At 66.0% G+C, this 23,792-nt stretch carries 25 protein-coding genes; 15 read left to right on the top strand and 10 right to left on the bottom strand.

Annotated features, from left to right (window positions below; genetic code table 11):
* The first annotated feature begins 91 nt into the window (after positions 1 to 91).
* Complete coding sequence (locus LVB87_RS03260; protein WP_232899488.1) at positions 92 to 667, top strand: hypothetical protein; 576 nt, start codon at positions 92 to 94, stop codon at positions 665 to 667.
* 51 nt (positions 668 to 718) lie between these two features.
* On the opposite strand, the gene LVB87_RS03255 is transcribed toward LVB87_RS03260, so the two are convergent.
* The 3 genes from LVB87_RS03255 to LVB87_RS03245 all read right to left on the bottom strand — a co-directional run bounded on the left by LVB87_RS03255 (position 719) and on the right by LVB87_RS03245 (position 4,498).
* Positions 719 to 1,201 carry a hypothetical protein gene (locus tag LVB87_RS03255; RefSeq protein WP_232899487.1) on the bottom strand — a complete coding sequence of 161 codons (483 nt, stop codon included), beginning with the start codon at positions 1,199 to 1,201 and terminating at the stop codon, positions 719 to 721.
* Between the two features lie 87 nt (positions 1,202 to 1,288).
* Positions 1,289 to 3,043, bottom strand: coding sequence for a hypothetical protein (locus tag LVB87_RS03250; RefSeq protein ID WP_232899486.1), 1,755 nt, complete (start codon positions 3,041 to 3,043; stop codon positions 1,289 to 1,291).
* 75 nt (positions 3,044 to 3,118) lie between these two features.
* The gene (locus LVB87_RS03245; protein ID WP_232899485.1) at positions 3,119 to 4,498 is read right to left on the bottom strand and encodes a MipA/OmpV family protein; all 1,380 of its coding nucleotides are present in this window, start codon (positions 4,496 to 4,498) and stop codon (positions 3,119 to 3,121) included.
* Between the two features lie 80 nt (positions 4,499 to 4,578).
* Between LVB87_RS03245 and LVB87_RS03240 the strand changes: the two genes are divergently transcribed.
* From LVB87_RS03240 to LVB87_RS03230, 3 genes are all read left to right on the top strand, one after another.
* Positions 4,579 to 5,568 carry an NADPH:quinone reductase gene (locus tag LVB87_RS03240; RefSeq protein ID WP_232899484.1) on the top strand — a complete coding sequence of 330 codons (990 nt, stop codon included), beginning with the start codon at positions 4,579 to 4,581 and terminating at the stop codon, positions 5,566 to 5,568.
* Positions 5,569 to 5,599: 31 nt separating this feature from the next.
* A complete protein-coding gene (locus LVB87_RS03235; RefSeq protein WP_232899483.1) occupies positions 5,600 to 6,403 on the top strand; it encodes a DUF5694 domain-containing protein in 804 nt (267 codons plus the stop codon).
* Between the two features lie 253 nt (positions 6,404 to 6,656).
* Complete coding sequence (locus tag LVB87_RS03230; protein WP_232899482.1) at positions 6,657 to 7,799, top strand: epoxide hydrolase; 1,143 nt, start codon at positions 6,657 to 6,659, stop codon at positions 7,797 to 7,799.
* 13 nt (positions 7,800 to 7,812) lie between these two features.
* Here the strand turns inward: LVB87_RS03230 and LVB87_RS03225 are convergent, their stop codons facing one another.
* The 5 genes from LVB87_RS03225 to LVB87_RS03205 form a co-directional block, all read right to left on the bottom strand.
* Positions 7,813 to 8,223 carry a g-type lysozyme inhibitor gene (locus tag LVB87_RS03225; RefSeq protein WP_232899481.1) on the bottom strand — a complete coding sequence of 137 codons (411 nt, stop codon included), beginning with the start codon at positions 8,221 to 8,223 and terminating at the stop codon, positions 7,813 to 7,815.
* An 18-nt stretch (positions 8,224 to 8,241) separates the two neighbouring features.
* Positions 8,242 to 9,075, bottom strand: a complete 834-nt coding sequence (locus LVB87_RS03220; protein WP_232899480.1) for a phosphatase PAP2 family protein — start codon at positions 9,073 to 9,075, stop codon at positions 8,242 to 8,244.
* Positions 9,075 to 10,457, bottom strand: a complete 1,383-nt coding sequence (locus LVB87_RS03215) for a DUF1214 domain-containing protein (protein ID WP_232899479.1) — start codon at positions 10,455 to 10,457, stop codon at positions 9,075 to 9,077. The genes LVB87_RS03220 and LVB87_RS03215 overlap by 1 nt, the downstream gene beginning before the upstream one ends.
* 145 nt (positions 10,458 to 10,602) lie before the next feature.
* A complete protein-coding gene (locus LVB87_RS03210; RefSeq protein WP_232899478.1) occupies positions 10,603 to 11,793 on the bottom strand; it encodes an NAD(P)/FAD-dependent oxidoreductase in 1,191 nt (396 codons plus the stop codon).
* A gap of 15 nt (positions 11,794 to 11,808) precedes the next feature.
* Positions 11,809 to 12,366, bottom strand: a complete 558-nt coding sequence (locus LVB87_RS03205) for a YaeQ family protein (protein ID WP_232899477.1) — start codon at positions 12,364 to 12,366, stop codon at positions 11,809 to 11,811.
* Positions 12,367 to 12,441: 75 nt separating this feature from the next.
* Here LVB87_RS03205 and LVB87_RS03200 point away from each other — a divergent pair, with 75 nt between their 5' ends.
* Complete coding sequence (locus LVB87_RS03200; protein ID WP_232899476.1) at positions 12,442 to 12,831, top strand: DUF6632 domain-containing protein; 390 nt, start codon at positions 12,442 to 12,444, stop codon at positions 12,829 to 12,831.
* 1 nt (position 12,832) lies between these two features.
* Here LVB87_RS03200 and LVB87_RS03195 read toward each other — a convergent pair whose 3' ends face one another.
* The gene (locus tag LVB87_RS03195; protein WP_232899475.1) at positions 12,833 to 13,903 is read right to left on the bottom strand and encodes a hypothetical protein; all 1,071 of its coding nucleotides are present in this window, start codon (positions 13,901 to 13,903) and stop codon (positions 12,833 to 12,835) included.
* A gap of 257 nt (positions 13,904 to 14,160) precedes the next feature.
* On the opposite strand from LVB87_RS03195, the gene LVB87_RS03190 reads away from it, so the two are divergent.
* The 4 genes from LVB87_RS03190 (at position 14,161) to LVB87_RS03175 (ending at position 16,246) form a co-directional block, all read left to right on the top strand.
* On the top strand, positions 14,161 to 14,445 hold the full coding sequence (locus LVB87_RS03190; RefSeq protein ID WP_232899474.1) for a hypothetical protein: 285 nt from the start codon (positions 14,161 to 14,163) through the stop codon (positions 14,443 to 14,445).
* 82 nt (positions 14,446 to 14,527) lie between these two features.
* The gene (locus tag LVB87_RS03185) at positions 14,528 to 14,806 is read left to right on the top strand and encodes a hypothetical protein (protein WP_232899473.1); all 279 of its coding nucleotides are present in this window, start codon (positions 14,528 to 14,530) and stop codon (positions 14,804 to 14,806) included.
* A 7-nt stretch (positions 14,807 to 14,813) separates the two neighbouring features.
* Positions 14,814 to 15,434, top strand: coding sequence for a dihydrofolate reductase family protein (locus LVB87_RS03180; RefSeq protein WP_232899472.1), 621 nt, complete (start codon positions 14,814 to 14,816; stop codon positions 15,432 to 15,434).
* 86 nt (positions 15,435 to 15,520) lie between these two features.
* The gene (locus tag LVB87_RS03175) at positions 15,521 to 16,246 is read left to right on the top strand and encodes a response regulator transcription factor (protein ID WP_232899471.1); all 726 of its coding nucleotides are present in this window, start codon (positions 15,521 to 15,523) and stop codon (positions 16,244 to 16,246) included.
* Here the strand turns inward: LVB87_RS03175 and LVB87_RS03170 are convergent, their stop codons facing one another.
* Positions 16,247 to 17,620 (bottom strand): ATP-binding protein, encoded by a 1,374-nt coding sequence (locus LVB87_RS03170; RefSeq protein ID WP_232899470.1) that lies wholly within the window; start codon positions 17,618 to 17,620, stop codon positions 16,247 to 16,249.
* A 241-nt stretch (positions 17,621 to 17,861) separates the two neighbouring features.
* Here LVB87_RS03170 and LVB87_RS03165 point away from each other — a divergent pair, with 241 nt between their 5' ends.
* From LVB87_RS03165 to LVB87_RS03140, 6 genes are all read left to right on the top strand, one after another.
* Positions 17,862 to 19,589, top strand: a complete 1,728-nt coding sequence (locus LVB87_RS03165) for a YadA-like family protein (protein WP_232899469.1) — start codon at positions 17,862 to 17,864, stop codon at positions 19,587 to 19,589.
* 30 nt (positions 19,590 to 19,619) lie between these two features.
* Complete coding sequence (locus tag LVB87_RS03160) at positions 19,620 to 21,482, top strand: S8 family peptidase (RefSeq protein WP_232899468.1); 1,863 nt, start codon at positions 19,620 to 19,622, stop codon at positions 21,480 to 21,482.
* Positions 21,483 to 21,634: 152 nt separating this feature from the next.
* Positions 21,635 to 22,216 (top strand): cold shock and DUF1294 domain-containing protein, encoded by a 582-nt coding sequence (locus LVB87_RS03155; protein WP_232899467.1) that lies wholly within the window; start codon positions 21,635 to 21,637, stop codon positions 22,214 to 22,216.
* Complete coding sequence (locus LVB87_RS03150; RefSeq protein WP_232899466.1) at positions 22,213 to 22,449, top strand: hypothetical protein; 237 nt, start codon at positions 22,213 to 22,215, stop codon at positions 22,447 to 22,449. Before LVB87_RS03155 ends, LVB87_RS03150 begins: the two co-directional genes overlap by 4 nt.
* The gene (locus LVB87_RS03145; protein ID WP_232899465.1) at positions 22,446 to 22,721 is read left to right on the top strand and encodes a hypothetical protein; all 276 of its coding nucleotides are present in this window, start codon (positions 22,446 to 22,448) and stop codon (positions 22,719 to 22,721) included. Before LVB87_RS03150 ends, LVB87_RS03145 begins: the two co-directional genes overlap by 4 nt.
* 48 nt (positions 22,722 to 22,769) lie before the next feature.
* Positions 22,770 to 23,792, top strand: coding sequence for a proline iminopeptidase-family hydrolase (locus tag LVB87_RS03140; protein WP_232899464.1), 1,023 nt, complete (start codon positions 22,770 to 22,772; stop codon positions 23,790 to 23,792).

Here is a 23,792-nt window from a genome sequence, read left to right as displayed (position 1 = left end):
GCGGGGCAGGTCACGGTGACTTCTCCCCGAGTCACTTCCCTGGACGGGATTTTCGGTCGTTGGATGGGGTGCCCCATCCACGGAGAACGCCATGAAAGCCCATCATTTCCTGCTCTCTGCGGCCATGACGTCATTGGTGTTCGCCATCCTGTCCGCGCCGGCGCTTGCGGGGACCACGCAGGTCTCCGCGATCGGCGTGTTCAACAACACATGTCAACCGCCCGTCGGGAGTCCACCCGTCGACACAGGGGATTACCCGCCGATCGATCTCTCCGGAAGCCTCGACGGCTGCTGGTACACCTATGTCTCCGCCTCCAGGCTCAACCCGAGCGGCACGTACATCGAGCAAGGGACCGAGCTCTTCGTCGGCTGCCTCAACGGCACGGCGTGCGGAACATTCGAGACGACCTACACCTTCACGGGGAAGTACACGGACGCCAACTTCACGGAAGAGATCCACGGTCGCTGCGAACACGCGCTCGTGGACGGCACGGGGGACTTCGCGGACGTGAAAGGCGCGATCAAATTCAAGGACGACGTCGTCAATCTGAAGTTCGATATTCGGGGGCACATCAGCCTCGCCGAGCCGGGTGTGCAGGGTGTCGCGAAGCAGGTTGCGGCAACGCAACTTGTCGTGAGTGATCCTGCCCGCAGCGGCGGTTGTTAGTGCAGTCGTAAGGAAAGAGCCCCGCGTGGCGGGGCTCTTTCCTCGTATCGGTTACGGACACTCAGGTCCGTTGTACGTCAGCGCCGACGGATTGGTCGGCGTCGTAATCCCGTTGGTCAAATCCGTCAGGGTGATGTTGGTGAAGACGGCGGAGACAACCCCCACCTTCTGATTCCCCGGACACACCAACGTGCCAGGCGGCGCCGGAATGGTCAGCGTCCCGATGATCCTCCCGTTCTTGTCGACGTTGAACGTACCGCCCACGGAGACATTCGCAAGCACGTCTTCCTTGTTCGAAGCCGCCGGGCAGTTGTTGCCGCGGTTGACGCACTGGTAGCGCGCGCCGGCCGTTGCGCTCGCCACGTAGTTGACGCTGTCGAGGCTCCCCAGCCCGACTTCCGTCCAATCGATGATCACCTTGGGCGAGCCAAGCCGCGCACTCGGCGCGCGCAGGAAATGGGTCGCGGCCATGGCCGCCGTCGCGGCGAGGGCCAGGGCGAGCAGGCATACCGTTCTTTTGATCTGGATCTGCATGGCGTTCTCTGTTGTGGCTCCCACTCAGAGAGAACGACGGAATCGCGCGATGCGACTCCCCTAGTCGGGTGAGGCTAACCCCGTGCATCACGTCCCCGGCTTCGGCACCTCGATCTTGATGCTCGCCAGTTGCTCCGGCGCATAGCCGATCTGGTGCAGGAAGGGCTGCCAGCGCGGGTCGTCGCGCAGCGAGTCGGCCAGGACGTCGAAGGCCACCGACGTGGCGGCGGGGTCGTGGCTGCTCGCGGCTTTGCCCAGCCACTTGAACGCTTCGTCGCGATCCACGCGATAGGCGTACGCCAGCGCGACCAGCGTGGGTTGCTGGTCGCCATAGGTCTTGATGAGCTGCTGCAGGGCCGCGTTGGATTCTCGCGTGCGGCCGAGGGAGTACAGGGCCAGCGCACGCACCTGCAGCCGCGAGGCTTCATCCGGTTCGAGGTCGATCTCGCGCAGCGCACCGGCTGCGTCGCCCTTGCCCGCCAGCAGCGAGGCGGCAATGCCGTTGCGCGCGCCGACGAAGGCAGGGCTCAGGCGCAGCGCGCTGCGGAAGTCGTCGATGGCCGCATCCCATTGCCGCGCGTAATAACGCGTGATGCCGCGATTGTTGTAGGCGGTGGGGTTCGCGGGATCGTGCGCCACGCGGTAGTCGTACAGCGGCAGGGCTTCGTCGAAGCGGCCCACGTTGCTGAGCAGGATGCCGAGCGTGTTGATGGCGACCAGGTTGTTCGGTTCGATCTGCAACGCACGCTTGTTGTAATCGGCGGCCGCCTGCGCGTCGAAGTCGAAGTCCGCGGCCAGCCGCGCAAGGCCGGTGATGGCGATGACGTTGCGCGGGTCGATGCTCAACGCCTTGTTCAGCGCGTCGCGTGCCAGCTTCGCCGCTTCGGCCTGCGGCATTTCGCTGTAGATGGATTGGTTGATGTACACGCGCCCCAGGCCCGCCCACGCACGCGACTCGTTCGGCGCGATGTTCAGCGCCTGCTTGAACAGGAGCAGTGCCTGCGCGCGGCCCTCCTTGCTCTGCTGGTCGAACAGCGCCTGTGCCTGGAGCACCAGCGGATACACCCGGGGATCCACGGGCGTGACGATCGGTGCCTTCAGCAACTTGATCTTCAGTTGGTCCACGACGGAGGCGGCGATCTCGTCCTGCACCTGGAAGATGTCGTCGAAGTTGCGGTCGTAGGTGTCCGCCCACAGCTGCGCGCCATCGGTGGCGCGCACCAACTGCACCGCGATGCGCACACGGCCGCCCGCCCTGCGCACGCTGCCTTGCAGGATCGACGCGACGTGCAGGCGGCGCGCGATCTCCGGGATCTCGATGTCCTGGCCCTTGAACGCGAAGCTCGACGTGCGCGCGATCACGCGCAGCTCCGGCACCTTGTTCAGCACGTTGAGCAGTTCTTCCGAAATACCGTCGGAGAAGTACTGCTGCTCCTTGTCGGTGCTCATGTTCTCCAGCGGCAGCACGGCGATGGAGGGATCCTGCTCGATCGTGGGGATGCCCGCGCTCACGAGCGGCGTGCCGGGGACGGCCTCCGATTCGGCCGTGTTGCGCACCGTCTGCCACAACCAGGCGCCGCCCACGACCATGATCAACGCGATCAGGATCACTTCGACGCGCGTGACCTTCTGGACCCCGCGCTCGCCCTGGAACCACGCGATGACCAGCGTGATGAAGAACCCGAGGACCGACAGCGCCACACCCACGCGCATCGCGGTGGGCGACCAGCCGTAGGTGCTGGCCAGCATGCCGGCCACCTGCAACGCGGCCCACGCGACCGCCGTGTAACCGAGCACCCATTGCCCGACCTTGCGCTTGCGCAGCTGGCGGAGGGTCAGCATGGGGTTGCCCGATGGCTCATCAAGAAAAGAAACGCAGCCGGCGGCCCAAACGGGACGCCCCCGGGCGCTGCCGTTTCAGAACGCCCCTTCGAGATAGGCGTAGATGTAGTTGGACCCGCCGTCGACGGTCCCGAGCAGCTGCGAGCTGCCGAAGATGCCGGAGCGGTGCGACACGGCGAACCCGAAGTACAGGTCGTGCCAGCGCTTGTTGCCGAACAGGTCGCCCACGCTCACGTCGACGCTCGGCTCCAGGTAGTTGAGCAGCTTCGACGTGTTCTCCCCGCGGCGGGCCTGCGCGGTGATTTCGGTGTAGGGCACGCGCTCGGCGTAGGAGACGCCGATGCCGAAGCCCAGGCGCGTGTTCACGCGATGGCTCCAGGGGAATCCGTACCAGAAGCCCTTCATGTAGGCGTCGATCTGCCAGCCGTCGGGCTGGCGGCCTTTCTCGAGATGGCGCAGCAGGCCGGCGTAGCCGATCACGTCGACCGGCCAGCCGTTGAAGCGCGAGACGAACGGGCGGCCGACGTGCACGCCCACGATGTCGGTCGGGTCGTCGTCGTTCAGGCTCACGCAGGCCAGCGCCATGATGCGCACCAGGTGGCAGCCTTCGCCGCTGTCGCGCCCGTAGAAGACCTTGATGTAGGTCGGTGTGTTGTCGTCGTCCCAACGCACCTGGCTGTTGCCGAAGTCGTAGACCGCACCGGCCATCACGCCCCAGCGCGTCTTGTCTTCCACCACCGGGCTGTCGCGGATTTCGGAGGACACCTGCGTGGCGTACGCGCCGCCGATGAGGCTCCAGTTGTGCAGGATCTTGTACTGGCCGTAGAGCCCGAGCGTGGCGTTCCAACCTGCGCCCGCGTCGTAGACGGGGCGATCCGGTCGCGCTTCCAGGGGCGACACGCCGTAGTAGTAGTCGTTGAGGTCGGCGCTGCGCCACGACAGCAACACGACTGGCTGCAAGCGCCAGCGGTCGCCCTGGATCGTGTAGTCGTAACCGGCGCGCACTTCGGTGCCGTGCGAGAGGTTGGCGATGTCGTGCCGCACGCTCAGGTCCCAACGCGATGCGCCGTGCTGCAGGTAGAAGCGCGCACCGAGGTCGGCGCCGGTGTTGCGCACTCGCATGCCTTCCAATGACGCAGGCGCTTCGTCTTCCGGATAGCCTTCCAGGCGCCGCTCCGCGAATCCTTCGAAGCCCATCGTGTCGTTGTGCCACACGCGCACGCCGACTTGGTTCGCACGCAGGAAGAAGCGCTCGCCTTCGTAGAGGTATAGCGGCAGGAAGTCGTCGCGGTGGTCGGCACCGATGTACGGGGACGTCTCGGTGCGGAAGAGGAAGCCCAGTCCGGCGTTGCCGGGTTCTTCCAGCACGGTGCCCAGGAGCGCGTCCTGCGCGTGCGCGGTGCAGGCGACCGCGCACAGGGCAGAGCCAAGCGACAGTGCGCGCGCCCACGTCATGTTCGGAACGCTAACGCGTCGTTCCATCACCGACAAGGGGCTGTTGCGACATCTGCAGCGGCGCGTACGATTCCTGCGACATGCGCGCAGCCATCTACACACGCACAGGACCTGCACACGAGGTGTTGTCGATTGCAGAGCTTGCGCGACCGGAGCCAGATCGCGGCTGCGTGCGCGTTCGCGTGCAATGGTCCGGCGTGAACCCGTCCGACACGAAGTCGCGCGCCGGCACGCGCTCTGCCGTGCTTCCGTTTCCACGGATCACGCCGCACAGCGATGGCGCGGGGCACATCGATGCCGTCGGCGAGGACGTCGATCCCGCGCGCGTCGGGGAGCGCGTGTGGCTGTGGAATGCGGCCTGGGGACGGCCCGATGGCACTGCGGCCGAGTTCGTCGTCGTGCCCGCCGAACAGGCGGTCAGGTTGCCTGATGGCGTGGACCTCAAGGTCGGTGCGCTGCTCGGTATTCCGGCGTTGACGGCGTACCACGCCGTGCACATGCACGGCGGCGTGGAGGGAAAACGCGTGCTCGTGGCCGGCGGCGCAGGCGCGGTCGGGCACTACGCGGTGCAGATGGCGCGCCTGACGGGCGCTGCCCAGGTGATCGCGACCGTCAGCAATGAAGCCAAGGCGACACTCGCGCGCGACGCCGGTGCCGACGCGACGATCGACTACCGTCGCGCCGACGTGCGCGAAGCAATCCGCGTGGCAACGGACGGGCGGGGGGTTGATCGCATCATCGAAGTCGACTTCGCGGCGAACGCCACCCTCGATTTCGACCTCCTGGCGCGCGATGGTGACGTGGTCATCTACGGCAGCGGCCACCCCATGGTCGAGGTGCCCTTCGTGCCCGGCATCCTGAAGAACATCTCGTGCCACTTCTTCATCGTGTACCACCTGTCCGAGCGCGACAGGCGGCGTGCCATCGATGGGTTGACCGCCCTGCTCGCCAGCGGAGCCCTGCAGCACAACATCGCGGCCGAACTTCCGCTGGAACGGATCGCCGATGCCCATGCGCTGGTGGAAGGCGGCAAGGCCGTCGGCAATGTCATCGTGTCGCTCGGCGAGTAGAATCCCGCGCTCGCCTGGCAGGAGTGCCCGCATGTTCGCAAGGATGGTGGTGCTGCTTTGCGCGCTGATCGCCGCTGGCGATGCGTCGGCACAGACGGCCGCGAACCCGGCGCCGACGAAAGTCATGATCGTCGGCACCTTCCACCTGGACAACCCGGGACGCGACGTCTTCAACGTCCAGGTCGACGACGTGCTGACGGACAAACGCCAGAAGGAACTGGCCGCCGTTGCCGCATCGCTTGCGAAGTTCGCGCCGACCGAGGTCATGGTGGAGTGGCCGCAGGCGCAGACGGACGAGCAGTACGCGAGCTTCCGCGCCGGCAAGCTGCCGCCTTCGCGCAACGAGGTCGTGCAGTTGGGATTCCGCTTGGCGAAGTTGCGTGAGCTGGAGCGCGTGCACGGCATCGACGTGCAAGGGGAATTTCCGTTCGATCCGGTGAAGGCCTACGCCAGCAGCCACGGCATGGCACCGCGATTGGATGCGGCGCTGGCGGGAGCGGGGCACGAAGTGCAGAACCTCAGCGAGCGCGTGCGCGAGGGCAGCATCGGATCGGTGCTTCGCTACATGAACTCACCAGAGCGCGCGCTCAAGAACCATGGGTTCTACGTGGACATGCTGCGCTATGGCGATGGCGACACGCAGCCGGGTGCGCGCCTGGTCGGTGCGTGGTATGCGCGCAATCTTGCGATCTGCGCCAGGTTGCTGCAGTCGCTGCCGGCGGGTGGGCGCGCGGTGGTGTTCTACGGTGAGGGGCACGCGTATTTGTTGCGGCAGTGCATCGTCGAGGCGCCGGGGGTGGAGTTGGTCGAGGCAAACGATTACTTGCCGAAGTGAGCTAATCCGTCAGACAGCCGATTGCGACCCAAGCAGGTGATATCTGCCGCACGCCTGAAGGCAGACCCTGCATGGACCCCCCACCATCACCGGTGCGACGCAGACCGTGCGGCGCGCGGCCTAGTGTCGTCGCGCGGCGTCTTCGCCTTCCCGGCGAGGACACGCAGCCATGAGTCAACAAGCAACAACAACCAGTGCCGGTAGCGCCATTCGTCCGTTTCACTTCAAAGCGCCCGACACACAGCTGGTCGACATGAAGCGTCGCATCAATGCGACCAGGTGGCCGGAAAAGGAAAACGTCACGGACACTTCGCAGGGAGTACAGCTCGGCCCGCTGCAGGAACTCGCGCGCTACTGGGCCACGGACTACGACTGGCGCAAGTGCGAAGCGAAGCTCAATGCCTTGCCGCAGTTCGTCACCGAGATCGACGGCCTCGACATCCACTTCATCCACGTGCGTTCGAAGCACAAGGGCGCGCTGCCCGTGATCATCTCGCACGGATGGCCCGGCTCGATCATCGAGCAGATCAAGTTGATCGGCCCGCTCACCGATCCCACGGCCTTCGGTGGCACTGCGGAGGACGCCTTCGACGTCGTGATCCCGTCGATCCCCGGCTATGGGTTCTCCTCCAAGCCGACGGTGACTTGGGATCATGCGCGCATGGCGCGCGCGTGGGTCGAATTGATGAAGCGCCTGGGATACACGCGCTTCGTCGCGCAGGGCGGCGATGTCGGCGGACAGATCACGGACGCGATGGCGGTCGCAGCGCCCGCGGAACTCGTGGGCGTGCACACCAACTTCCTGTTCGCGCTTCCGGATAACGTGTCGAACACGATCCAGACCGGCGCACCGCCGCCGTCCGACATAACCGACCAGGAGAAAGCCGCGCTCCAGAAGCTGCAGGGCTTCTTCGTCAAGAACGCGGGCTACGCGATCGAAATGGCGACGCGTCCGCAAACGCTCTACGGACTCGCGGATTCTCCGGTCGCACTCGCAGCCTGGCTGATCGACCATGGCGACGGCGACGATCAACCAGCAGCCGCGGTCCTCGCGGCAATGCGCACGCCGACCGAAGGGCAGCCGCCGGAGCGGCTGACGCGGGACGACGTGCTCGACAACATCACCCTCTATTGGCTGACGAACACCGGTGTCTCCTCGGCCCGCAGCTATTGGGACAACAAGCCGCCGTACTTCGGTCCGAAGAAGTTCTCCATCCCCGCGGCGTTCACCGTCTTCCCCGGCGAGATCTACCAGCCCTCACGGCGCTGGGCGGAGGGCGGTTACCCGAACCTCGTCTACTTCAACGAAGCGAAGAAGGGCGGGCACTTCGCGGCGTGGGAAGAGCCGCTGGTCTTCGCATCGGAGATGCGTGCGGCGTTCAAGGCTTTGCACTAGCCACGCCGCAGCTTCATCGAACCTCGAACGCAATCGTGAACGGCACCGCCTCCGCGCGACGCGCGGAGGCGCGCATCTGGAAGACCTGGATGGTGTAGTCGCCCGACTTCGGCAGTGTCCCGGACCAATCCGTGCCGACGGAACCCGTCCCGATCGCGGTGGACGCGCCCGGCTTTTCGCCCGGCGCGAAGACGTTGAAGTTGGCATTGCTGCTGCCGGTGATCTTGACCGTCATCGTCTGCCCGGCCTTCGCGCCCAGCGAATACTCGACGCTGTCGTAGCCGGAGAGGCTGCCCTTCATCGACGCGCTGCTCGATCCCTTCTCGAAATGCACGGGAACGGAAGGCACCTTGTCGGCAGCGAAGGTGGCGGCGGCGAGCAGGGCCAGGGCGGCGCCGCAGGCGAGGACGGAGTTCCGGGGCATGTGTTCGCTCCTGGTTTGCTAAAGCACGCCCGCGATCGGCGCGTCGAGCGCTGCCTCGCCGGTGCACTTCGATGGATCGATGGGCGCGGCACGTTGCACCTCTTCACGTGCCGCCGCGACGTCGGCAACGAAGGTGGGATCCGCATGCAGGCGCGCCACCGCGGCGGCGGCCACCGTGCGCCCCGCGAGGACATCGCTCTGCCAGTGCGCGTTGCACACCAAGCGGCTCTCGCCGAACGCACGCGCCCGCGCGAGCAAAGCATCGGCGCGGTCGGGCGCGATCTCCACGAGGATCAGGCCCCAGGCCCATCCGATCGAGGTGTGGCCCGACGGATAGGAGCCATCGTTGCGCAACGCTGCCTCGTCGCCCGGCGCGCACGTGCCTTCGTTGTAATGCACGAACGGGCGCTCGCGTTTGTAATGGTCCTTCGCGCGATACGTCGCGATGCCGGCGTCCACCATCGTGCGTTGCATGAGCAGGTAGAGGCGCGGCGTCGCCTCCTGCGTGATCGATGTGCCGAGTGCGCAGTCGAAGGCGCCGGGCGCATGAGGAAAATGCAGGTCGGCGTCGGAAGTCGCCAGCGCGCCGCGTGGTCCGTCGCGCAGCTTTTGCGCGGCAGCGTGGATTGCTTCGTCCTGCGCGAATGCAGGCGAACCCGCGGCAGGTGGTGGCGGTACCAGCGCGAGGCTGTCGGGCAGCGCACGTCCCAGGTAGCCCGCAGGCACGCCGGGCTTCAACTCGGGCACCGGCGCGACGGCGGGAGGTGGCGCGCTGCGTTCGACCGCGCTGCCAGCGCACGCCGCCAATGCGGCAGCGAGCGCACACGACGCCATCGACGCGAGCGGCTTCATCAGGAACGCTTCACCAGCGGCGGCGGGTAGTAGGTGCCATCCGCGACGCCACCCTTCGGCCCGTAGAAGCGGAATGTCAGCCGATAGTCCTGGCCCTTCGGCGTGGGCAGCCAGTTTCCATCGGGCGCGTCCGCAGGTTTGTCTGCTGCGAAGAACAGTGTCAGCGAGCCGTCGGCATTGGGCTTCGGGTTCGTCTCGCGGTTGAGCAGGAACCGGTTCTTCGGATTCGGCAGCACGCGTGCGTGGACCGGATCGACCGCGATGACCGACCAGAAGTAGTCCGCGAACTTCGGCGGCAGCGCATCCTTCGGGAAGGTCAGCGTGTAAACGTGGTCGCCGTTGAGCTGCGCGCCGGTGCCATCCATGCTCGACTTGTAATAGATGACCTCGTCCATCCGGTTCGCCCAGATGCCGCCCATGTTGACCAGCGTGCGGCCGGGCCAATCGTCGTTGTAAGTGCCGGCGACGGCAGGGCGCACCCATCCGTCCCTGGTGGTGCCATGGCCGATGAGCGCCCCGGCCTTGCCGAGATCAGCCATCGCCTTCTCGCGCACCACCTTGTCCACGCGTGCGCGTTCGGCCGGATCACGGATGCCTTCGGCGATGGCGCGCACTTTCGCGGCAACGCCTTCCATGCCGGCGTTGATGTCCTGTTCGCTGTCGAGGATCGCGGGCGCGTTCTCGAACGCTTCCACGCCGGGCAGGTGCTGCACGTCGAAGTCGGGACTGGCGGGCAGCGTTGGCGGCGTGGGCGTGCCTGTCGCGCGCATCCCGAACTTGTGTTGCAACGCCGTGGCTTCGTCCCAGTGGTCGCCCAGTTCGACACGCGCCAGCACGCGCATGTACTTCACTGGCACGTCGATGCGCGTCGTGTTCGGCGGCAAAGTGACGTTTGCACCTTTCAGGCAGACCGCGAAGTCGCCCGACGGATGCGCCGCCTGCGTGCGCTCGTTGATGTTCGCGACCGTCTCGCCCCAACCGTTGAGGAACTGCACGGTGTAGTAGCGCCCGGTGATCTTCGGCACGGTGACGATGGTGCAGCTGTTCTCGTCGACGGCGACCCAGGCTTCGGAGTAGGCGACATCGAGATTGGGGTTCGGCCAATCCACGGCGCCGGGTTTGCGATGAACCATCGTGTTCCACTTCCAGCCTTCGGCCAGGTCCGCCTTCTGCTGGCGCAGGACGAGCAGGCGGCCGAGCAGATAGATCCAGGCGTCGCTGATGTCCTGGTCGGTGTAGGCGGGTGTCTTCGCTTGCGCGGTGGACGGTGCCGACGCAGCCGTCGACGCAGTGGCCGGCGTTGCTTCAGTCGAACTGCGATTGCAGGCGGCCGGGCCGAAGGCCAGCGCGACAAGGCAAGACAACAAAGCGATGCGGGTCATGGCCTGCTCCGACAACGTCGTTGGTCAGAGCGCCATCATGCGTAAGCACTCGGGGCCACGCCTCGGGGCTTTCACGGAGCGGGGCTAAGTAAAACTACGGAGGGGCTCGGCCCGTGCGTTCGAAGAAGCGTTCGGCTACCGACGACTACAGCGCGTTGCCCGCCGCGCGCCCCGACGCCCAGGCCCACTGGAAGTTGTAACCCCCGAGCCACCCGGTCACGTCGACCACCTCGCCGATGAAATACAGCCCGGCCACGCGCTTGGACTGCATCGTGCTCGACGACAGTTCGTCGGTATCCACGCCGCCGAGCGTCACCTCCGCGGTGCGATAGCCCTCGGTGCCGCTCGCCACCAACGCCCAGTCGCTCAGCACCTGCGCAATCTCGCGCAACTGCGGGGCACTGAACTGCTTCATCGGTCGATTGGGCAGCCAGTGCTCGCACAGGCGTTGCGCGAAGCGCTTTGGGATCACGTCGCCGAGTACCGTCTTGAGTTCCGCGGCCGGGCGATCGCGTTGCCACTGCTGCAATGTGTCCAACGCGTCTTGCCCCGGCAGCAGATCCAGGCGCAGGTCGTCGCCCGCTTGCCAGAACGAAGAGATCTGCAGGATCGCCGGTCCGCTGACGCCGCGGTGCGTGATCAGAAGATAGTTGCTGAAACTGGTGCCATTGCATTGCGCAGTCACCGGGAACGCAACGCCGCTGAGATCGGCCAGGCGCTCCTGGTGTTTGCCGCTCAGCGTGAGCGGCACGAGGCCCGCGCGCGTGGGCAACACCGCATGGCCGAACTGCCGCGCGAGTTCATAGCCGAAGCCGCTGGCGCCCATACTCGGGATCGACAGGCCACCACTCGCCACGACCAACGCAGGCGCGGAAAACACACCATGCGTCGTGTGCAGACGGAACCGCGCCTCGTCGCTATCGCCGTGGCTCACGCGTTCGATGCTGCAACTGGTCTCCACGCGCACGCCCGCGGCTGCGCACTCGTCCAGCAGCATCTTCACGATCAGTTTGGACGATTCGTCGCAGAACAACTGGCCCAGCTCTTTCTCGTGGTACGCGATGCCATGGCGTTCGACCATGTCGATGAAATGCCACGGCGTGTAGCGCGCGAGCGCGGACTTGCAGAAATGCGGGTTGGCGGAAAGGTAGTTGGCGGGCGTCGCGCCGGTGTTGGTGAAATTGCAGCGCCCGCCGCCCGACATCAGGATCTTCTTGCCGACGCGGTTGGCATGTTCGACCACCAACACGCGCTTGCCGCGCTGGCCTGCGGAGATCGCGCACATCAGTCCGGCGGCGCCGCCGCCGACGATCAAGGCGTCGAAATGCGCGCTCATGCCCGAGGCCCGCGATCAGGTCGCTTGCGTGGACGAAGCCATGCGCTTGCGCGCGTGCACGACCACCGTGCCGGTGTCGCCCATCAACTGCAGCTCGCCGTCCTGGATGAGCGCGTTGATCTGCATGCTGCGTTGCATGGTCGCCGCCAGCGCGTCGACTGCAGCCGCGTCGATGTCGATGACGGTGAGGTTGCCAAGTCGCGCGAGCGCGGAGGCATTTTTGTCCCACCACAAGTCGGCGGCGCGACCGCCGTAGTTGATGACGACGACCTGGCGCGCGCGACCGCAGGCCTTGCGAATGCGCGACTCGTCGGGTTGCCCGAGGTCGATCCACAGCTCGATGTCGCCCGTGTAATCGCGCCGCCAGAGATCGGGGTCTTCCTCGTTGCTCAGGCCCTTCCCGAATTCGAGGCGCTCGCTGGCGAACAGCGCGAACGCGACCAGGCGCACCATCAGCCGCTGGTCCGTCTCCGACGGATGCTGGGCCAGGGTGAGCGGGTAGGTCGCGTAGTGATGCCGATCCAGGTCGCTGAGCTGGAGCTCGGCTTTGATCACGGTCGCCTTGAGCGCCATATGCGGGGACTTTGCGGGAAACGGGGACGTGCATTCTAGTCTTGCTACCCTGGCCACGCCGGAGAGGAGTTCGCCATGACCGCAGTCGATCGACTCAGGTATTTGCGCATTGCGCTGGTATTGGCGGGCCTTGCGTGCCTCGCGCTCTATCCACTGATGCTGTTCTGGCCCTCCGGTTGGGCCTGGCACGTCGGGTATTCGCCCTATCCGATGATGATCGTGGGTGTGTACGCCACGCTCGGCGTGTTCCTGATCCGCGCCGCACGCGATCCGTTGGCCAACCTCAGCCTGATCTGGTTTGCGATCTGGTCCAGCGTGGTGCACGGCGCCGTCATGGCGGTGCAGTCGTTCACGCAGCCCGGGCAGATGGGGCACATGGCAGGCGACGTGCCGGCGCTTTTCATCGTGGCAGTGGCATTGGCGATTTTGACGCCGCGGTCGCAAGGCGCATCGACGCCCCGCTAGCTCACTGTTGCCGCAACGCCGGCATCGGAATCGGAATGTTGTAGGTCCTGGCCCCGACACCCATCCCGCCTTCGCAGCTGTTGGGCGGCTGCGTCGTCACGCCGCCCGAGGGACGTTCGGCCGCCCAGAACATGAAGCCCAAGAGTCCCGCTGTCGTTCCGGCGCCGTTGGGCGCCACCGTCTGCACGAAATTACCCGTCGACTTCTGCAGCGACTTGGAGAACCGATTGCACTCCGGGCGGACTCGGGTGCTGCCTGCCAGGTAGAGCCCCGCGGTGAGCTTGGCCGGCGCTACCGGCGGATAGGCCGGCACGTAAAGCGGCTTGCCGACGACATGCTCCTTCCAGTTCGCGATGGCGTTGGCCGCGGTCGGTTGCTTGTCCGGGACCATGGCGTTGGCGTAATCGAGCACGGGCCTGTTCGTGCGCAGCCAGTCGGTGGCGGCCTTGCGACCGAGATCGATCAGCCACTGGTCGCCGGCCGCCAGGTCGATGGTGAGTCGCGCCGTCTTGTTGCGGCCCGTGGCGTCGTACGGAATCACGGAGCGATACGCGGTGATGAAGTCCTGCAGCCCTGCGAGGTCCGGATTGTTGTCCTCTTCGTAATCGATCTCGATGCCGACGCCCAGTTGCGTCGCCAGTTGCGCGGCGCGCAATCCGAGCATCGTGGCGTCCTGCGCCAGGGCCTGGCTCCACGCGTCGGCGTAGTTGCTGCCGCCGATCGACACCATCACGCGGATGTTCCGGCTGGCGAAGTAGTTGACGATCGACGGCGTCATGCCGCGGGGCACGCCATTGAGCGTGGCGGCATCCGTTGTCTGGTTCAGCAGCTTCAGCGGATGCACGAAGCTGAGCACGATGACGTTGACAGATGGACGCCCATCGCCGCGATCGATCAGCCAGTGGTTCATCGCATCGAACTCGGTCACCGAGCGCGGCGTGGCCCAGTCGCAGGTATCGTTGGAGCAGTGCCATGCGCCGTAGATCTGCATCGGGGCAGCCGATGCGGACGTTGCAGGGAAGTGCGTGCCGATTGCGGCAAGCGCGAAGAGCACAACAGGACGCGGGCGCATGGGGGGTGCTCCCTTTCGACAACGCGACCGCAAAGACTAGTCGACTACACGCTTGTTGCGCATCCGCCGCTTTGCTTAAGCTGAGCCGTACCACGGGGGACTCACATGCGCGTTGAAGCCAAGCTCAGCATCGACGGATCCAGGTCGCGATTACCGACATTGCGAATGCCGCTCGACTCATGAAAGGAATCGAGCGCATCGAGATGCTCGAAACGCCCGCAAGCGGACTCGTTGGAATGCGGTGGCGAGAGACCCGCATGTTGTTCGGCAAGCCTGCGACGGCGGAAAAGTGGATCACCGAGGCCGTCGAGAACTCGTACTACCGAACGCGCGCGGAAGATGGCGGCTTCGTGTTCCTGACCACGGTTGCGATCACGGAGCGCGACGGCATCATGACATTGACCAGCGCCCACGACTCGCAGCCGCAAGGATTCGCAGCACGACTGATGTCGATCCCGATGGGGCTCCTGTTCAAGGGCGTTGCGAGGAACGCGATCCTGCAGGACTTGAACGACATCAAGGCTGCAGTCGAGCGGGTCTAGACGCGCGGCAACCACCGTTTCACCGGGCATACCGCCGCCCATGGTTACCCTGCGGGGCAATCGATCCACCCAGGAGGCCGCCATGACCGCGGACACCAAGACCCCGCTGGATCACGTGAACGACACGGTGCTGCAGCTCAAGGAGATGCGGCACTACTCCAAGAACAACGTGGAGCTGCTGACGACGCAGTGGCTGCTGTTCGACGGCGAGCTTTCCAAGCTGAAGCAGGCCGGGAAGTTCGAAGACCTGATGACGAGGCAGGGCCAGTTCTACGACGGCCTGGAAGCCGCGATCGCCGAGTTGGAAGCACTCGCGGTGACGCTGCAGCCGCCGCCGGAGGAAGGTGGCGCTGCCGCCTGACAACACCATGCGCAAGCTCATCGTTGCCGCGTTCGTCAGCCTCGACGGCGTCATGCAAGCGCCCGGCGGACCCGAGGAGGACATCAGCGGCGACTTCCATTTCGGTGGATGGACCGCGCCTTACTGGGACGATGCGTCGGCCCAGGCGATCCGTGACCTGTTCTCGCAACCGTTCGAACTGGTGTTGGGTCGCCACACCTACGACATCTTCGCGTCGTACTGGCCGCGCGTGCCGCCGGAGTCGAAGAACTTCGTCGCCGACAAGTTCAACAAGGTGTGCAAGCACGTGGCGACGCATCGCCCCGGCACGCTGGATTGGCAGAACAGTCGTGCGCTGGAAGGCGGGATCGCCGATGCGATTCGCGCGCTCAAGCAGAAGGACGGTGCCAACCTGTTGACGCAAGGCAGCGGCGAAGTGGTGCGGCAACTGCTCGCGGCCGGGTTGGTGGACGAGCTGCGGCTCATCATCCTTCCGGTGGTCCTGGGACACGGGAAGCGCTTGTTCGGCGAGGACGCGCAAGCATCGGCGTTTACGCTGGCGCACTCGTCCACGACGGACAAAGGCGTGCTGATCACCCGCTTCGAGCGCAGCGGCGAGGTGCGGACGGGGACGATCGGGGAAGGGTAGCCACAGCCTGGCCGCGTGGGGGTGCTTACCCAAATTGGGTATCTTGTTACCCAATTTGGGTAAACCCGCTTGCCGGCCCTGCCTCTATGTCCCCGCCTGATCCCACCCGCGCCGTCTTCCGCGTCGCAGTGCTCGAAGACGACGACCTCGTGCGGGAATCGTTCCTTCTGCCCACGCTGCGCGACTACGGGCTCGATGCGGTGGGCGCGGGAACCGCGGCGGAACTCTATCGCCGGATGGTCGGGCAAACATTCGATATCGTGCTCGTCGACATGGGCCTGCCCGACGAGAACGGGCTCGATGTCATCCGCCACCTGCGCGCGTCGCTGCCGGGACTCGGCATCGTCATGCTCACCGCCAACAGCGGTGCCGACAAGCATGTGCGCGCGCTGTCGGATGGTGCGGATGCGTTCCTCGCCAAGCCAGTCGATGGCGAAATCCTCGCCGCCACGTTGCACAGCCTCGCGCGCCGGTTGTCGGCGCGCGCCATGCCGGCGAGCGCCGACGCTGCTCCCGCCGCATCCGGGCGCTGGAAGCTCGAAACCAACGACTGGTGCCTGGTCGCGCCCAATGGCGCGTTGATGGCGTTGACGGCGCCTGAACGCTGCGTGCTGCAGCTCTTGTTCGCCGCCGGCGGACAGCCCGTGGAGCGCGAAACGCTGGTGAACGCGTTGGCAGGCAACGACCGCGACTTCGATGCACGCCGCCTGGATGCCCTCGTGCATCGCTTGCGCAAGAAGGCCGAAGTGCAGACGGATACAACGCTGCCGCTGGTCGCCACACGCGGCATCGGCTTCCTGTTCGCGGCTTGATCAGGCGGCTGCGGCCACCAGCGGCAATCGCACGGCGAAGGTCGTCCCTGCCTCGCTCGTGCTCGCCACATCGATCGAACCGCCCATCTCCCTGACCAGGTCCTGCGTCACCGCCAGGCCCAGGCCGGTGCCGCTGCCCATCGACTTGGTCGTATAGAACGGCTCGAACGCACGCATCCGCACCGATTCCGGCATGCCGCAGCCGGTGTCGCCGAACGTCAGTTCAATCGTGCCGTCCTGTGCGCGCTGCGCACCCACAATGAAGCGCCCACCCTCCGGCATCGCATCGCGCGCATTCGCTGCGATGTTCAATGCCATCAGTTCGAACTGCCCGCGATCCATGCGCACGAGCAGGACGTCGTCGCCCACGTCGAGCGACACACGCGTTCCAGCACCGAACAACTGCCGCAACATCGGCTGCAGTTCGCGCAGCGCAGCCACCGCATCGAACACTTCGGGCCGGCTGGTGTCCTGGCGTCCGAAGTTGAGCAGCTTGCGACTGATCGACAAGGCGCGACGCACCGACAACTCGACGCCTTCCAGCGCATCGATCAACGCCGACGTTCCCCGATCGGCGATGCGCTCGCGTCCCACCGCGTATCCCAGCGCGACGTTGAGCACATTGTCGAAATCGTGCGCAACACCGCTCGCCACGCGCCCCACCGCTTCCATCTTCTGCGCATGGATCAGCTGCGACTGCGCGCGCTCGCGCTCGGCCATCTCGCGCTGCAAGCGCAGGTTCGCATCTGCAAGCGCGCGCCCCTTCGACACGCTTTCATCCAGGCTGCTGCGCAGCGCCAGGATGGTGCGGTCGAGCACGATCGTGATCATCCCGTACAGCAGGAACGCGGACATCGCCCAGTTCGGCGCATACGCGTGGGCCGGTTCGGCGTGACGGAACAGATCCGTCAATGCGCCAAGGGCCAGCATCAACACGAGGGAACCGAACACCTTCCACAACGCACCACGCCCCAGCACCAAACCGCCGATGGCTAGCGACAACACGGGATAAGTGGTGTCGATCACCAACCCGCGCAGCCCGGTTTGGAGGAACACCACGGTCAACGAAACGAGCACGGTACCGAGGAAGAGCATCACCCCCTTCCGCAACTGGCCGCGGCGGATCAAATAGAAACCCGTCCACGCCGACGCGATGATCGCAAGATCGGTGGCCGCGTTGAGCGCCGTCGACACGGCAGGCGCGCGACTGATGAAGTCGGACACGACCAGGTAGTAGTACAGGTTGATCGGCAGGTACACACCGAAGAACAGCAGGACCAGCTGCATGAAGGGCGCGTTCTTGCGATCGACCGGGTCGCGGATCGGCACGCGGTTGAGCCACGCGGACGCGGCAGTCCAGGTACGACGCACCATGCTTTCACTTCCCCCGAATCCCCAAGCCGATTCTGGCGCAAAACTTCGCGAAATTTTGCGAAGGAAGTGTGGATGACTTGAATGCGGGGCTTGCCCAGAGTTCGGCGGGCCGCGGCCCTGCCCGCGCGTCTCGAACACACCTGGGGAAACCACGTTGATGAACAAGTCTGTCCACCCGGCGCAGGGGAGTGCGCCGATCCGCGCCGTGCCATCCGGTCCCCTTCCGATGAGGGCGCTGGCCATGGCCCTGGCGACCATCCTGTCGGCGACCGCGCTGCCGGCGCTGGCGCAGTCCAAATTCGAGGCCACCGGCCGGCCCGATCCGGCTGACGACGCCGGCGCCTACGCGGAAGGCGAAGAAGCCACCTCGGCCGGCGAGTCCTCCAACGCGATCGGCGACGGCGCTTCGGCCTTCGGCGCCGGTGCGTTGTCCTTCGCCAATTGGGCCAGCGCCTTCGGCTTCAACGCGACCGCCGTCGGCGAGAACGCGCTGGCCGTGGGGTCGCAAAGCTATGCGGGTGCGGCCGGGGCGACCGCGATCGGCGGGGCCTACGTCAATTGGGACGGCACGACCTACTACACACAGGCCAACGACGCCGCCACGACATCGGTGGGCGCCGGCGCGCGCTCCGACTACGGGTTCGGCGTGGCGCTCGGCGCGATGAGCTGGTCCGAAGGCTCCGGCGCCGTCGCCATCGGCAGCAACTCGCACGCCGCGGGCTTCTTCAGCATGGCAATCGGCGGCAACGCCTCCACCGGTTCGCCGTTCGCGATGGCTATCGGTTCCTTCAGCGCGGCCAACGGTTGGGAAAGCGCTGCTTTCGGCAACGCTGCACTCGCGACCGACTTCTTCGGCACGGCGCTCGGTTCCACCGCCAATGCCACCGGCGTGGCGGCCACCGCGCTGGGCTCGTATTCCTTCGCCAATGGCGATGGCAACACCGCGGTGGGCTATCACTCGACGGTCACCGACTGGAACGACGAACACGCCGACCTCGGCAACATCGTCGTCAACGGCACGGCGGTCGGGAGCGAATCCGGAGCGAACTGGGAAGGCGCGGCGGTCGGTTACAACGCGTGGGCGCGCAACATGGGCAGCGTGGCGTTTGGTGCGAATGCCTGGGCGCAGTCGGACTACGGCGTCGCGATCGGTCACTTCGCGCAAGTCACGAGCACCGGGACCAACAGCGTTGCGATCGGCGCCGGGTCCGTCGCGGATCGCGCGAACACCGTGTCGGTCGGCGCATCCGCGGACTGGAGCGACGAAGTCACGGGCGCACCGCACACGGCCATCGCGCGCCAGATCACAAACGTCGCCGCCGGCACGCAGGGCACCGATGCGGTGAACCTCGATCAGCTCACGACGGTGGAGACCAAGGCCGACAACGCACAGGCCACGGCGGATGCCGCGTTGAACGCCGCAGGCACGGCGCAGGCGACTGCAGACACCGCGTTGGCCACTGCCAACAACGCCATCGGCACCGCGGTCTCCCAGTCCAACGCCTACACCGACCAACAGGTCGCGGGCGTGGTCGATACGGCGGTCACCGAAGCCAAGGCGGTCGCCGATGCAGGCGATGCCGCCACGCTGGCGTCGTCGCACACCTACACCGACACCAAGTCGACGCAGACCCTGCACTCTGCCAACGCTTACACGGATGCGCGCTTCGCCGCGTGGGACGACAACCTCAACCAGATCCGCACCGATGTCGACCATCGCCTCGGCGAACAGGACAAGCGCATCGACCGCCAGGGCGCGATGGGCGCGGCGATGTTGACGATGGCCACCAGTGCCGCAGGCGTGCGCACGCAGAACCGCGTAGGCGTCGGCATCGGCGCGCAACGCGGCCAGGCCGCATTGGCGATCGGTTACCAGCGCGCCATCAGCGATCGCGCCACGGTCACCTTCGGTGGCGCGGTGAGCGGCGACGACACGTCGGTCGGCGTCGGCGCCGGCTTCGGTTGGTAACCACACACATTTTCGGGGAATCCAGCAGTCATGCAGAAGAAGCAACTCACCCAGGCCCTGACCGGCGGCCTGATGGCCATCGCCGTGCTCACGCCCGCATTCGCCGCGGGCGTGGTCAACAAGCCCAAGGTCATGCCGATGCAGAACGCGGGCACGGCCACCAATCGCAGCTCGGCGCGCCTGATCGTCACCTACCGCGCGAGCGTGGTCGCGCCCACCGACGATGCGCGCAAGCGCTCCATCGTCGAGGCCGCCGCCGCGCGCGCGAACCTGCGCGTGTCCACCGCCGCGAAGACGACCACGCCGATGCGCGCCACGAAAGTGCGCGCGCTGAAGGGCGGCCGCGACCTCATGAAGCTCGAGCGCCAGCTCACCCAGGCGGAACTGGACAAGATCGTCGCCCAGCTCAAGGCCGACGCGACCGTGCAGGCCGTCGAAGTCGACCGCATGATGCGGCCCACCGCGTGGTGGGATTTCAACGATCCCTACATCACGCAGCAATGGAACCTGTACAACGCCAACGGCGGCATTCGCGCCGACGTGGCTTGGGATACGTCGAAGGGCGATGGCGTGATCGTCGCCGACCTCGACACCGGCGTGGTGCCGCATCCGGACCTCAGCGCGAACCTGTTGCAGGGTTACGACTTCATCACCGACAGCTTCGTGTCGCGCCGCGCCACGAACGACCGCGTGCCGGGCGCCCTCGACTACGGCGACTACGCGAACGGCAACTACACGGAAACCGACGACTGCGGCCCCTACACCGGCCCGAAGGACAGCAGCTGGCACGGCAGCCATACCGCGGGCACCATCGCGGAAGTGGGCAACAACGGCATCGGCGTCGTCGGTGTTGCGCACAACGCCAAGGTGTTGCCAGTGCGCGTGCTCGGCCGCTGTGGTGGCTACACCTCCGACATCGCCGATGCGATCACCTGGGCTTCCGGCGGAACCGTTACCGGCGTGCCGAACAATCCGACGCCTGCAGAGGTGATCAACCTCAGCCTCGGCGGCTACGGCCCCTGCGAAACCTATACGCAGGACGCGATCAACGGCGCCGTCGCGCGCGGCACCGTGGTGGTGGTGGCCGCGGGCAATTCCTCCGCCGATGCTTCGCTGTATTCGCCGGCCAACTGCCAGAACGTCGTCACGGTGGGCGCGTCGCGCATCAACGGCGGCAAGGCGTCGTATTCGAACTACGGTGCCAACGTCGATATCGCAGCACCGGGTGGCGATCCCACCGCGGACGGCCTGCCCAACGGCTACATCCTGCAGGCGGGCAACAGCAGCACGACAGCGCCCAACCTCGATCCGATCACGGGCCCCGCGTACTACTACATGGCGGGCACGTCGATGGCGGCGCCGCACGTCAGCGCTACGGTGGCGCTGGTGCAGAGCGCGCTCGCCAATGCAGGCCGTGCGCCCATGACGCCGGCCGAGATGGAAGCCTTGCTCAAGCGCAGTGCCCGCGCGTTCCCGGTGTCGATCCCGGCCACGCAGACGATCGGTGTCGGCATCCTCGACGCGAGTAATGCCCTGGCCAAGGCCCTGCTGCCGCCGTGCAATCCGCAGACGCAGACCTGCCTGGACGCGACCGAGTTGTTCAACAACACCAACCTCGCGGCACAGGGTGCCCCGACCGGAGGCGAGGTGCTCTACAAGTTCGTCGCCCAAGCCGGCGTGCCCGTGACGTTCATGACCTTCGGCGGCATCGGCGACGCCTCGATGTACGCCAGTCTCAACGCCGCGCCGAGCGCCGCCGCGTACCAGTTCCGCTCGGTGCGCACCGGCAATTCGGAAACGATCCGCATCACCGCCCCGCAGGCGGGGACGTACTACATCAAGTTGGTCGGCACCATGTCCTACAGCGGGCTGACGATCGTCGCGAGGCAGTGATCCGGCAAGCGCCGCGGAAGTGACCCCCTCCGCCGCGCTTGGCAGTCTGGTTGATCGCGGGCTGGGGCTTCTGAAAGCCCGCGACTTTTTCGAATGGCGCCCCGGCGGCGCCCGACTAGAATCCGACCCCGGCCTGATGCCGACGGATTCCCATGCGCTACGTAGGACGCCTTACCAACTGGAACGACCAGAAGGGCTACGGCTTCGTCGAGCCCAATGGCGGCGGCGATCGCGCCTTCGTCCACGTCAAGGCGTTCGGACGGCTGCCGCGCAGGCCGAACGAAGGCGACCTGATCTCGTACAAGGTCGAGCGGGATGCGCAGCGGCGTGCCAATGCCGTGGCGGTGCGGTTCGCGATTGCGCCGTCGAGGCGGGCGATGCCGAAAGCCTCCGGCGTGTTCCCGCGCAAGACCGTGGCGCTCGTGTTCGCGCTGGCGCTGGGCGTGGCTTGGTGGTTCGCGAAGGTCCCGGCGTTCGTGCCCGTGCTCTATGCCGCCACGAGCCTGGCGGCGTATTCCATGTACTGGCGCGACAAGGTGTCGGCGCTGCGCGGCGAATGGCGCACGCCGGAGAACACGCTGCATGCGATGAGCCTGGTCGGCGGCTGGCCCGGCGCGTTGGTCGCGCAGGATGTGTTTCGCCACAAGTCGAGCAAGCGTTCCTTCCAGTTGGCGTTCTGGGCGACGGTCGTGTTCAACTGCGCCGCCTTGTACTGGCTGCTCAAATCGCTATGAAGCGCCATCCCCTGCATGTCATTTCGCTCGCGGCCGCGCTCTGCTTCTCTCCCGCGCGCGCAGCAGACGACCACCCGGACATCCACGCCGTCGTCGAATCCTTCCGCATCTCGATCATCCAGAAGGACCGCGAGCGCTTCCTCGCGCTGTTCGTGCAGCCGGACCAGCCGTGGCAAAGCGTGCTGGACGACAAGAGCCTGGCGCAGGTGCGGCCAAGCGACCCGGGGCGATGAAGGCGAAGTTCTCGCCGGACAACAATCCGACCAAGTTCATCGACGGCATCGCCAACAGCAAGGACGCGAGCGAAGAGACCTTCGACAACATCACGATCGACACCGATGGCGAGGTCGCCACGGTCACCTTCGACTACAGCTTCCTCTCCAATGGCAAGAAGACCAATTGGGGCAAGGAGTGCTGGCTGATGGTGCGGACCAAAGCAGGGTGGAAGATCACGACGCTCGCGTACTCGGTCATCCTGCCTGCTGCACCGCAGCGAGCTGACTAGAATCCCCCCGAACCGACCCACACCCCGCCGACGCCCGAAGGATCCGCCATGCGCCGCTTCCTGTTCGCGTTGATGCTCCTGCTTTCCGCGTCGGCGTTCGCCGGCGAGACGCCGACCCTCCAGCAGTACCACGACCGCGCCGGGCACCCCGACGCGTGGCAGGGCGGCGTGCGCATGATCCCCATCCACACGCCGGCGGGCGACTTCAAGGTGTGGACCAAGCGCACGGGCAACAACCCGCGCATCAAGGTGTTGCTGCTGCATGGCGGCCCGGGTGCGACGCACGAGCCCTTCGAGGTGTTCGATTCCTTCCTGCCTGCCGACGGCGTGGAGTACTACTACTACGACCAGCTCGGCTCGTATTACAGCGACCAGCCCGACGATCCGCGCCTGCTCACGATCGACCGCTTCGTCGATGAAGTGGAGCAGGTGCGCAAGGCGCTCGGCCTGGACAAGGACAACTTCTACCTCTACGGGCATTCGTGGGGCGGCATGCTCGCCATCGAATACGCGCTCAAGCACCAGGATCACCTGAAGGGCCTGATCATCTCGAACATGATGTCCAGCATCCCCGCGTACAACGAATACGCGAGCAAGGTGCTGATGCCGGAGCTCGGCCCCGAGGCGCTCGCGGAACTGAAGAAGCTCGACGCGGCGAAGGACTACGACAACCCGCGTTTCGAAGAACTGCTGCAGCCGCATTACGAACACCATGTCCTGCGCCGTTCGATGGCCGAATGGCCGGAGCCCGTGCTGCGCGGCTTCGCCAAGCACCTCAACAAGAAGGTGTACGTGCCGATGCAGGGACCGAGCGAACTCGGCGCCAGCGGCCTCCTGGTGGACTGGGATCGCACGGAAGACCTGAAGCAGATCACCGTGCCCACGCTGGTCATCGGCGCGCGTTACGACACCATGGATCCGAAGTTCATGGAGATGATGAGCAAGAAGCTGCCGCACGGCGAATACCTCTACCTGCCGAACGGAAGCCACTGCGCCTACTACGACGACCAGGAGGCGTACTTCGCCGGGTTGTTGAAGTTCCTGCATGAAGTGGACGACAAGGCGCAGTAA

The organism is Lysobacter sp. KIS68-7, from assembly GCF_021284745.1.
GTDB lineage: Bacteria > Pseudomonadota > Gammaproteobacteria > Xanthomonadales > Xanthomonadaceae > Noviluteimonas.
This window is presented reverse-complemented; position numbering and strand designations above follow the sequence as displayed.

Coding starts and splice junctions, on each gene's coding strand:
- LVB87_RS03185 (WP_232899473.1), top strand. CDS start 14,528: ATGACCGCGGACACCAAGACCCCGCTGGATCACGTGAACGACACGGTG.
- LVB87_RS03230 (WP_232899482.1), top strand. CDS start 6,657: ATGAAGCGTCGCATCAATGCGACCAGGTGGCCGGAAAAGGAAAACGTC.
- LVB87_RS03245 (WP_232899485.1), bottom strand. CDS start 4,498: ATGACGTGGGCGCGCGCACTGTCGCTTGGCTCTGCCCTGTGCGCGGTC.
- LVB87_RS03215 (WP_232899479.1), bottom strand. CDS start 10,457: ATGACCCGCATCGCTTTGTTGTCTTGCCTTGTCGCGCTGGCCTTCGGC.
- LVB87_RS03175 (WP_232899471.1), top strand. CDS start 15,521: ATGTCCCCGCCTGATCCCACCCGCGCCGTCTTCCGCGTCGCAGTGCTC.
- LVB87_RS03150 (WP_232899466.1), top strand. CDS start 22,213: ATGAAGCGCCATCCCCTGCATGTCATTTCGCTCGCGGCCGCGCTCTGC.
- LVB87_RS03160 (WP_232899468.1), top strand. CDS start 19,620: ATGCAGAAGAAGCAACTCACCCAGGCCCTGACCGGCGGCCTGATGGCC.
- LVB87_RS03140 (WP_232899464.1), top strand. CDS start 22,770: ATGCGCCGCTTCCTGTTCGCGTTGATGCTCCTGCTTTCCGCGTCGGCG.
- LVB87_RS03145 (WP_232899465.1), top strand. CDS start 22,446: ATGAAGGCGAAGTTCTCGCCGGACAACAATCCGACCAAGTTCATCGAC.
- LVB87_RS03165 (WP_232899469.1), top strand. CDS start 17,862: ATGGCCCTGGCGACCATCCTGTCGGCGACCGCGCTGCCGGCGCTGGCG.
- LVB87_RS03155 (WP_232899467.1), top strand. CDS start 21,635: ATGCGCTACGTAGGACGCCTTACCAACTGGAACGACCAGAAGGGCTAC.
- LVB87_RS03195 (WP_232899475.1), bottom strand. CDS start 13,903: ATGCGCCCGCGTCCTGTTGTGCTCTTCGCGCTTGCCGCAATCGGCACG.
- LVB87_RS03190 (WP_232899474.1), top strand. CDS start 14,161: ATGTTGTTCGGCAAGCCTGCGACGGCGGAAAAGTGGATCACCGAGGCC.
- LVB87_RS03240 (WP_232899484.1), top strand. CDS start 4,579: ATGCGCGCAGCCATCTACACACGCACAGGACCTGCACACGAGGTGTTG.
- LVB87_RS03225 (WP_232899481.1), bottom strand. CDS start 8,223: ATGCCCCGGAACTCCGTCCTCGCCTGCGGCGCCGCCCTGGCCCTGCTC.
- LVB87_RS03170 (WP_232899470.1), bottom strand. CDS start 17,620: ATGGTGCGTCGTACCTGGACTGCCGCGTCCGCGTGGCTCAACCGCGTG.
- LVB87_RS03180 (WP_232899472.1), top strand. CDS start 14,814: ATGCGCAAGCTCATCGTTGCCGCGTTCGTCAGCCTCGACGGCGTCATG.
- LVB87_RS03220 (WP_232899480.1), bottom strand. CDS start 9,075: ATGAAGCCGCTCGCGTCGATGGCGTCGTGTGCGCTCGCTGCCGCATTG.
- LVB87_RS03200 (WP_232899476.1), top strand. CDS start 12,442: ATGACCGCAGTCGATCGACTCAGGTATTTGCGCATTGCGCTGGTATTG.
- LVB87_RS03260 (WP_232899488.1), top strand. CDS start 92: ATGAAAGCCCATCATTTCCTGCTCTCTGCGGCCATGACGTCATTGGTG.
- LVB87_RS03210 (WP_232899478.1), bottom strand. CDS start 11,793: ATGAGCGCGCATTTCGACGCCTTGATCGTCGGCGGCGGCGCCGCCGGA.
- LVB87_RS03235 (WP_232899483.1), top strand. CDS start 5,600: ATGTTCGCAAGGATGGTGGTGCTGCTTTGCGCGCTGATCGCCGCTGGC.
- LVB87_RS03205 (WP_232899477.1), bottom strand. CDS start 12,366: ATGGCGCTCAAGGCGACCGTGATCAAAGCCGAGCTCCAGCTCAGCGAC.
- LVB87_RS03255 (WP_232899487.1), bottom strand. CDS start 1,201: ATGCAGATCCAGATCAAAAGAACGGTATGCCTGCTCGCCCTGGCCCTC.
- LVB87_RS03250 (WP_232899486.1), bottom strand. CDS start 3,043: ATGCTGACCCTCCGCCAGCTGCGCAAGCGCAAGGTCGGGCAATGGGTG.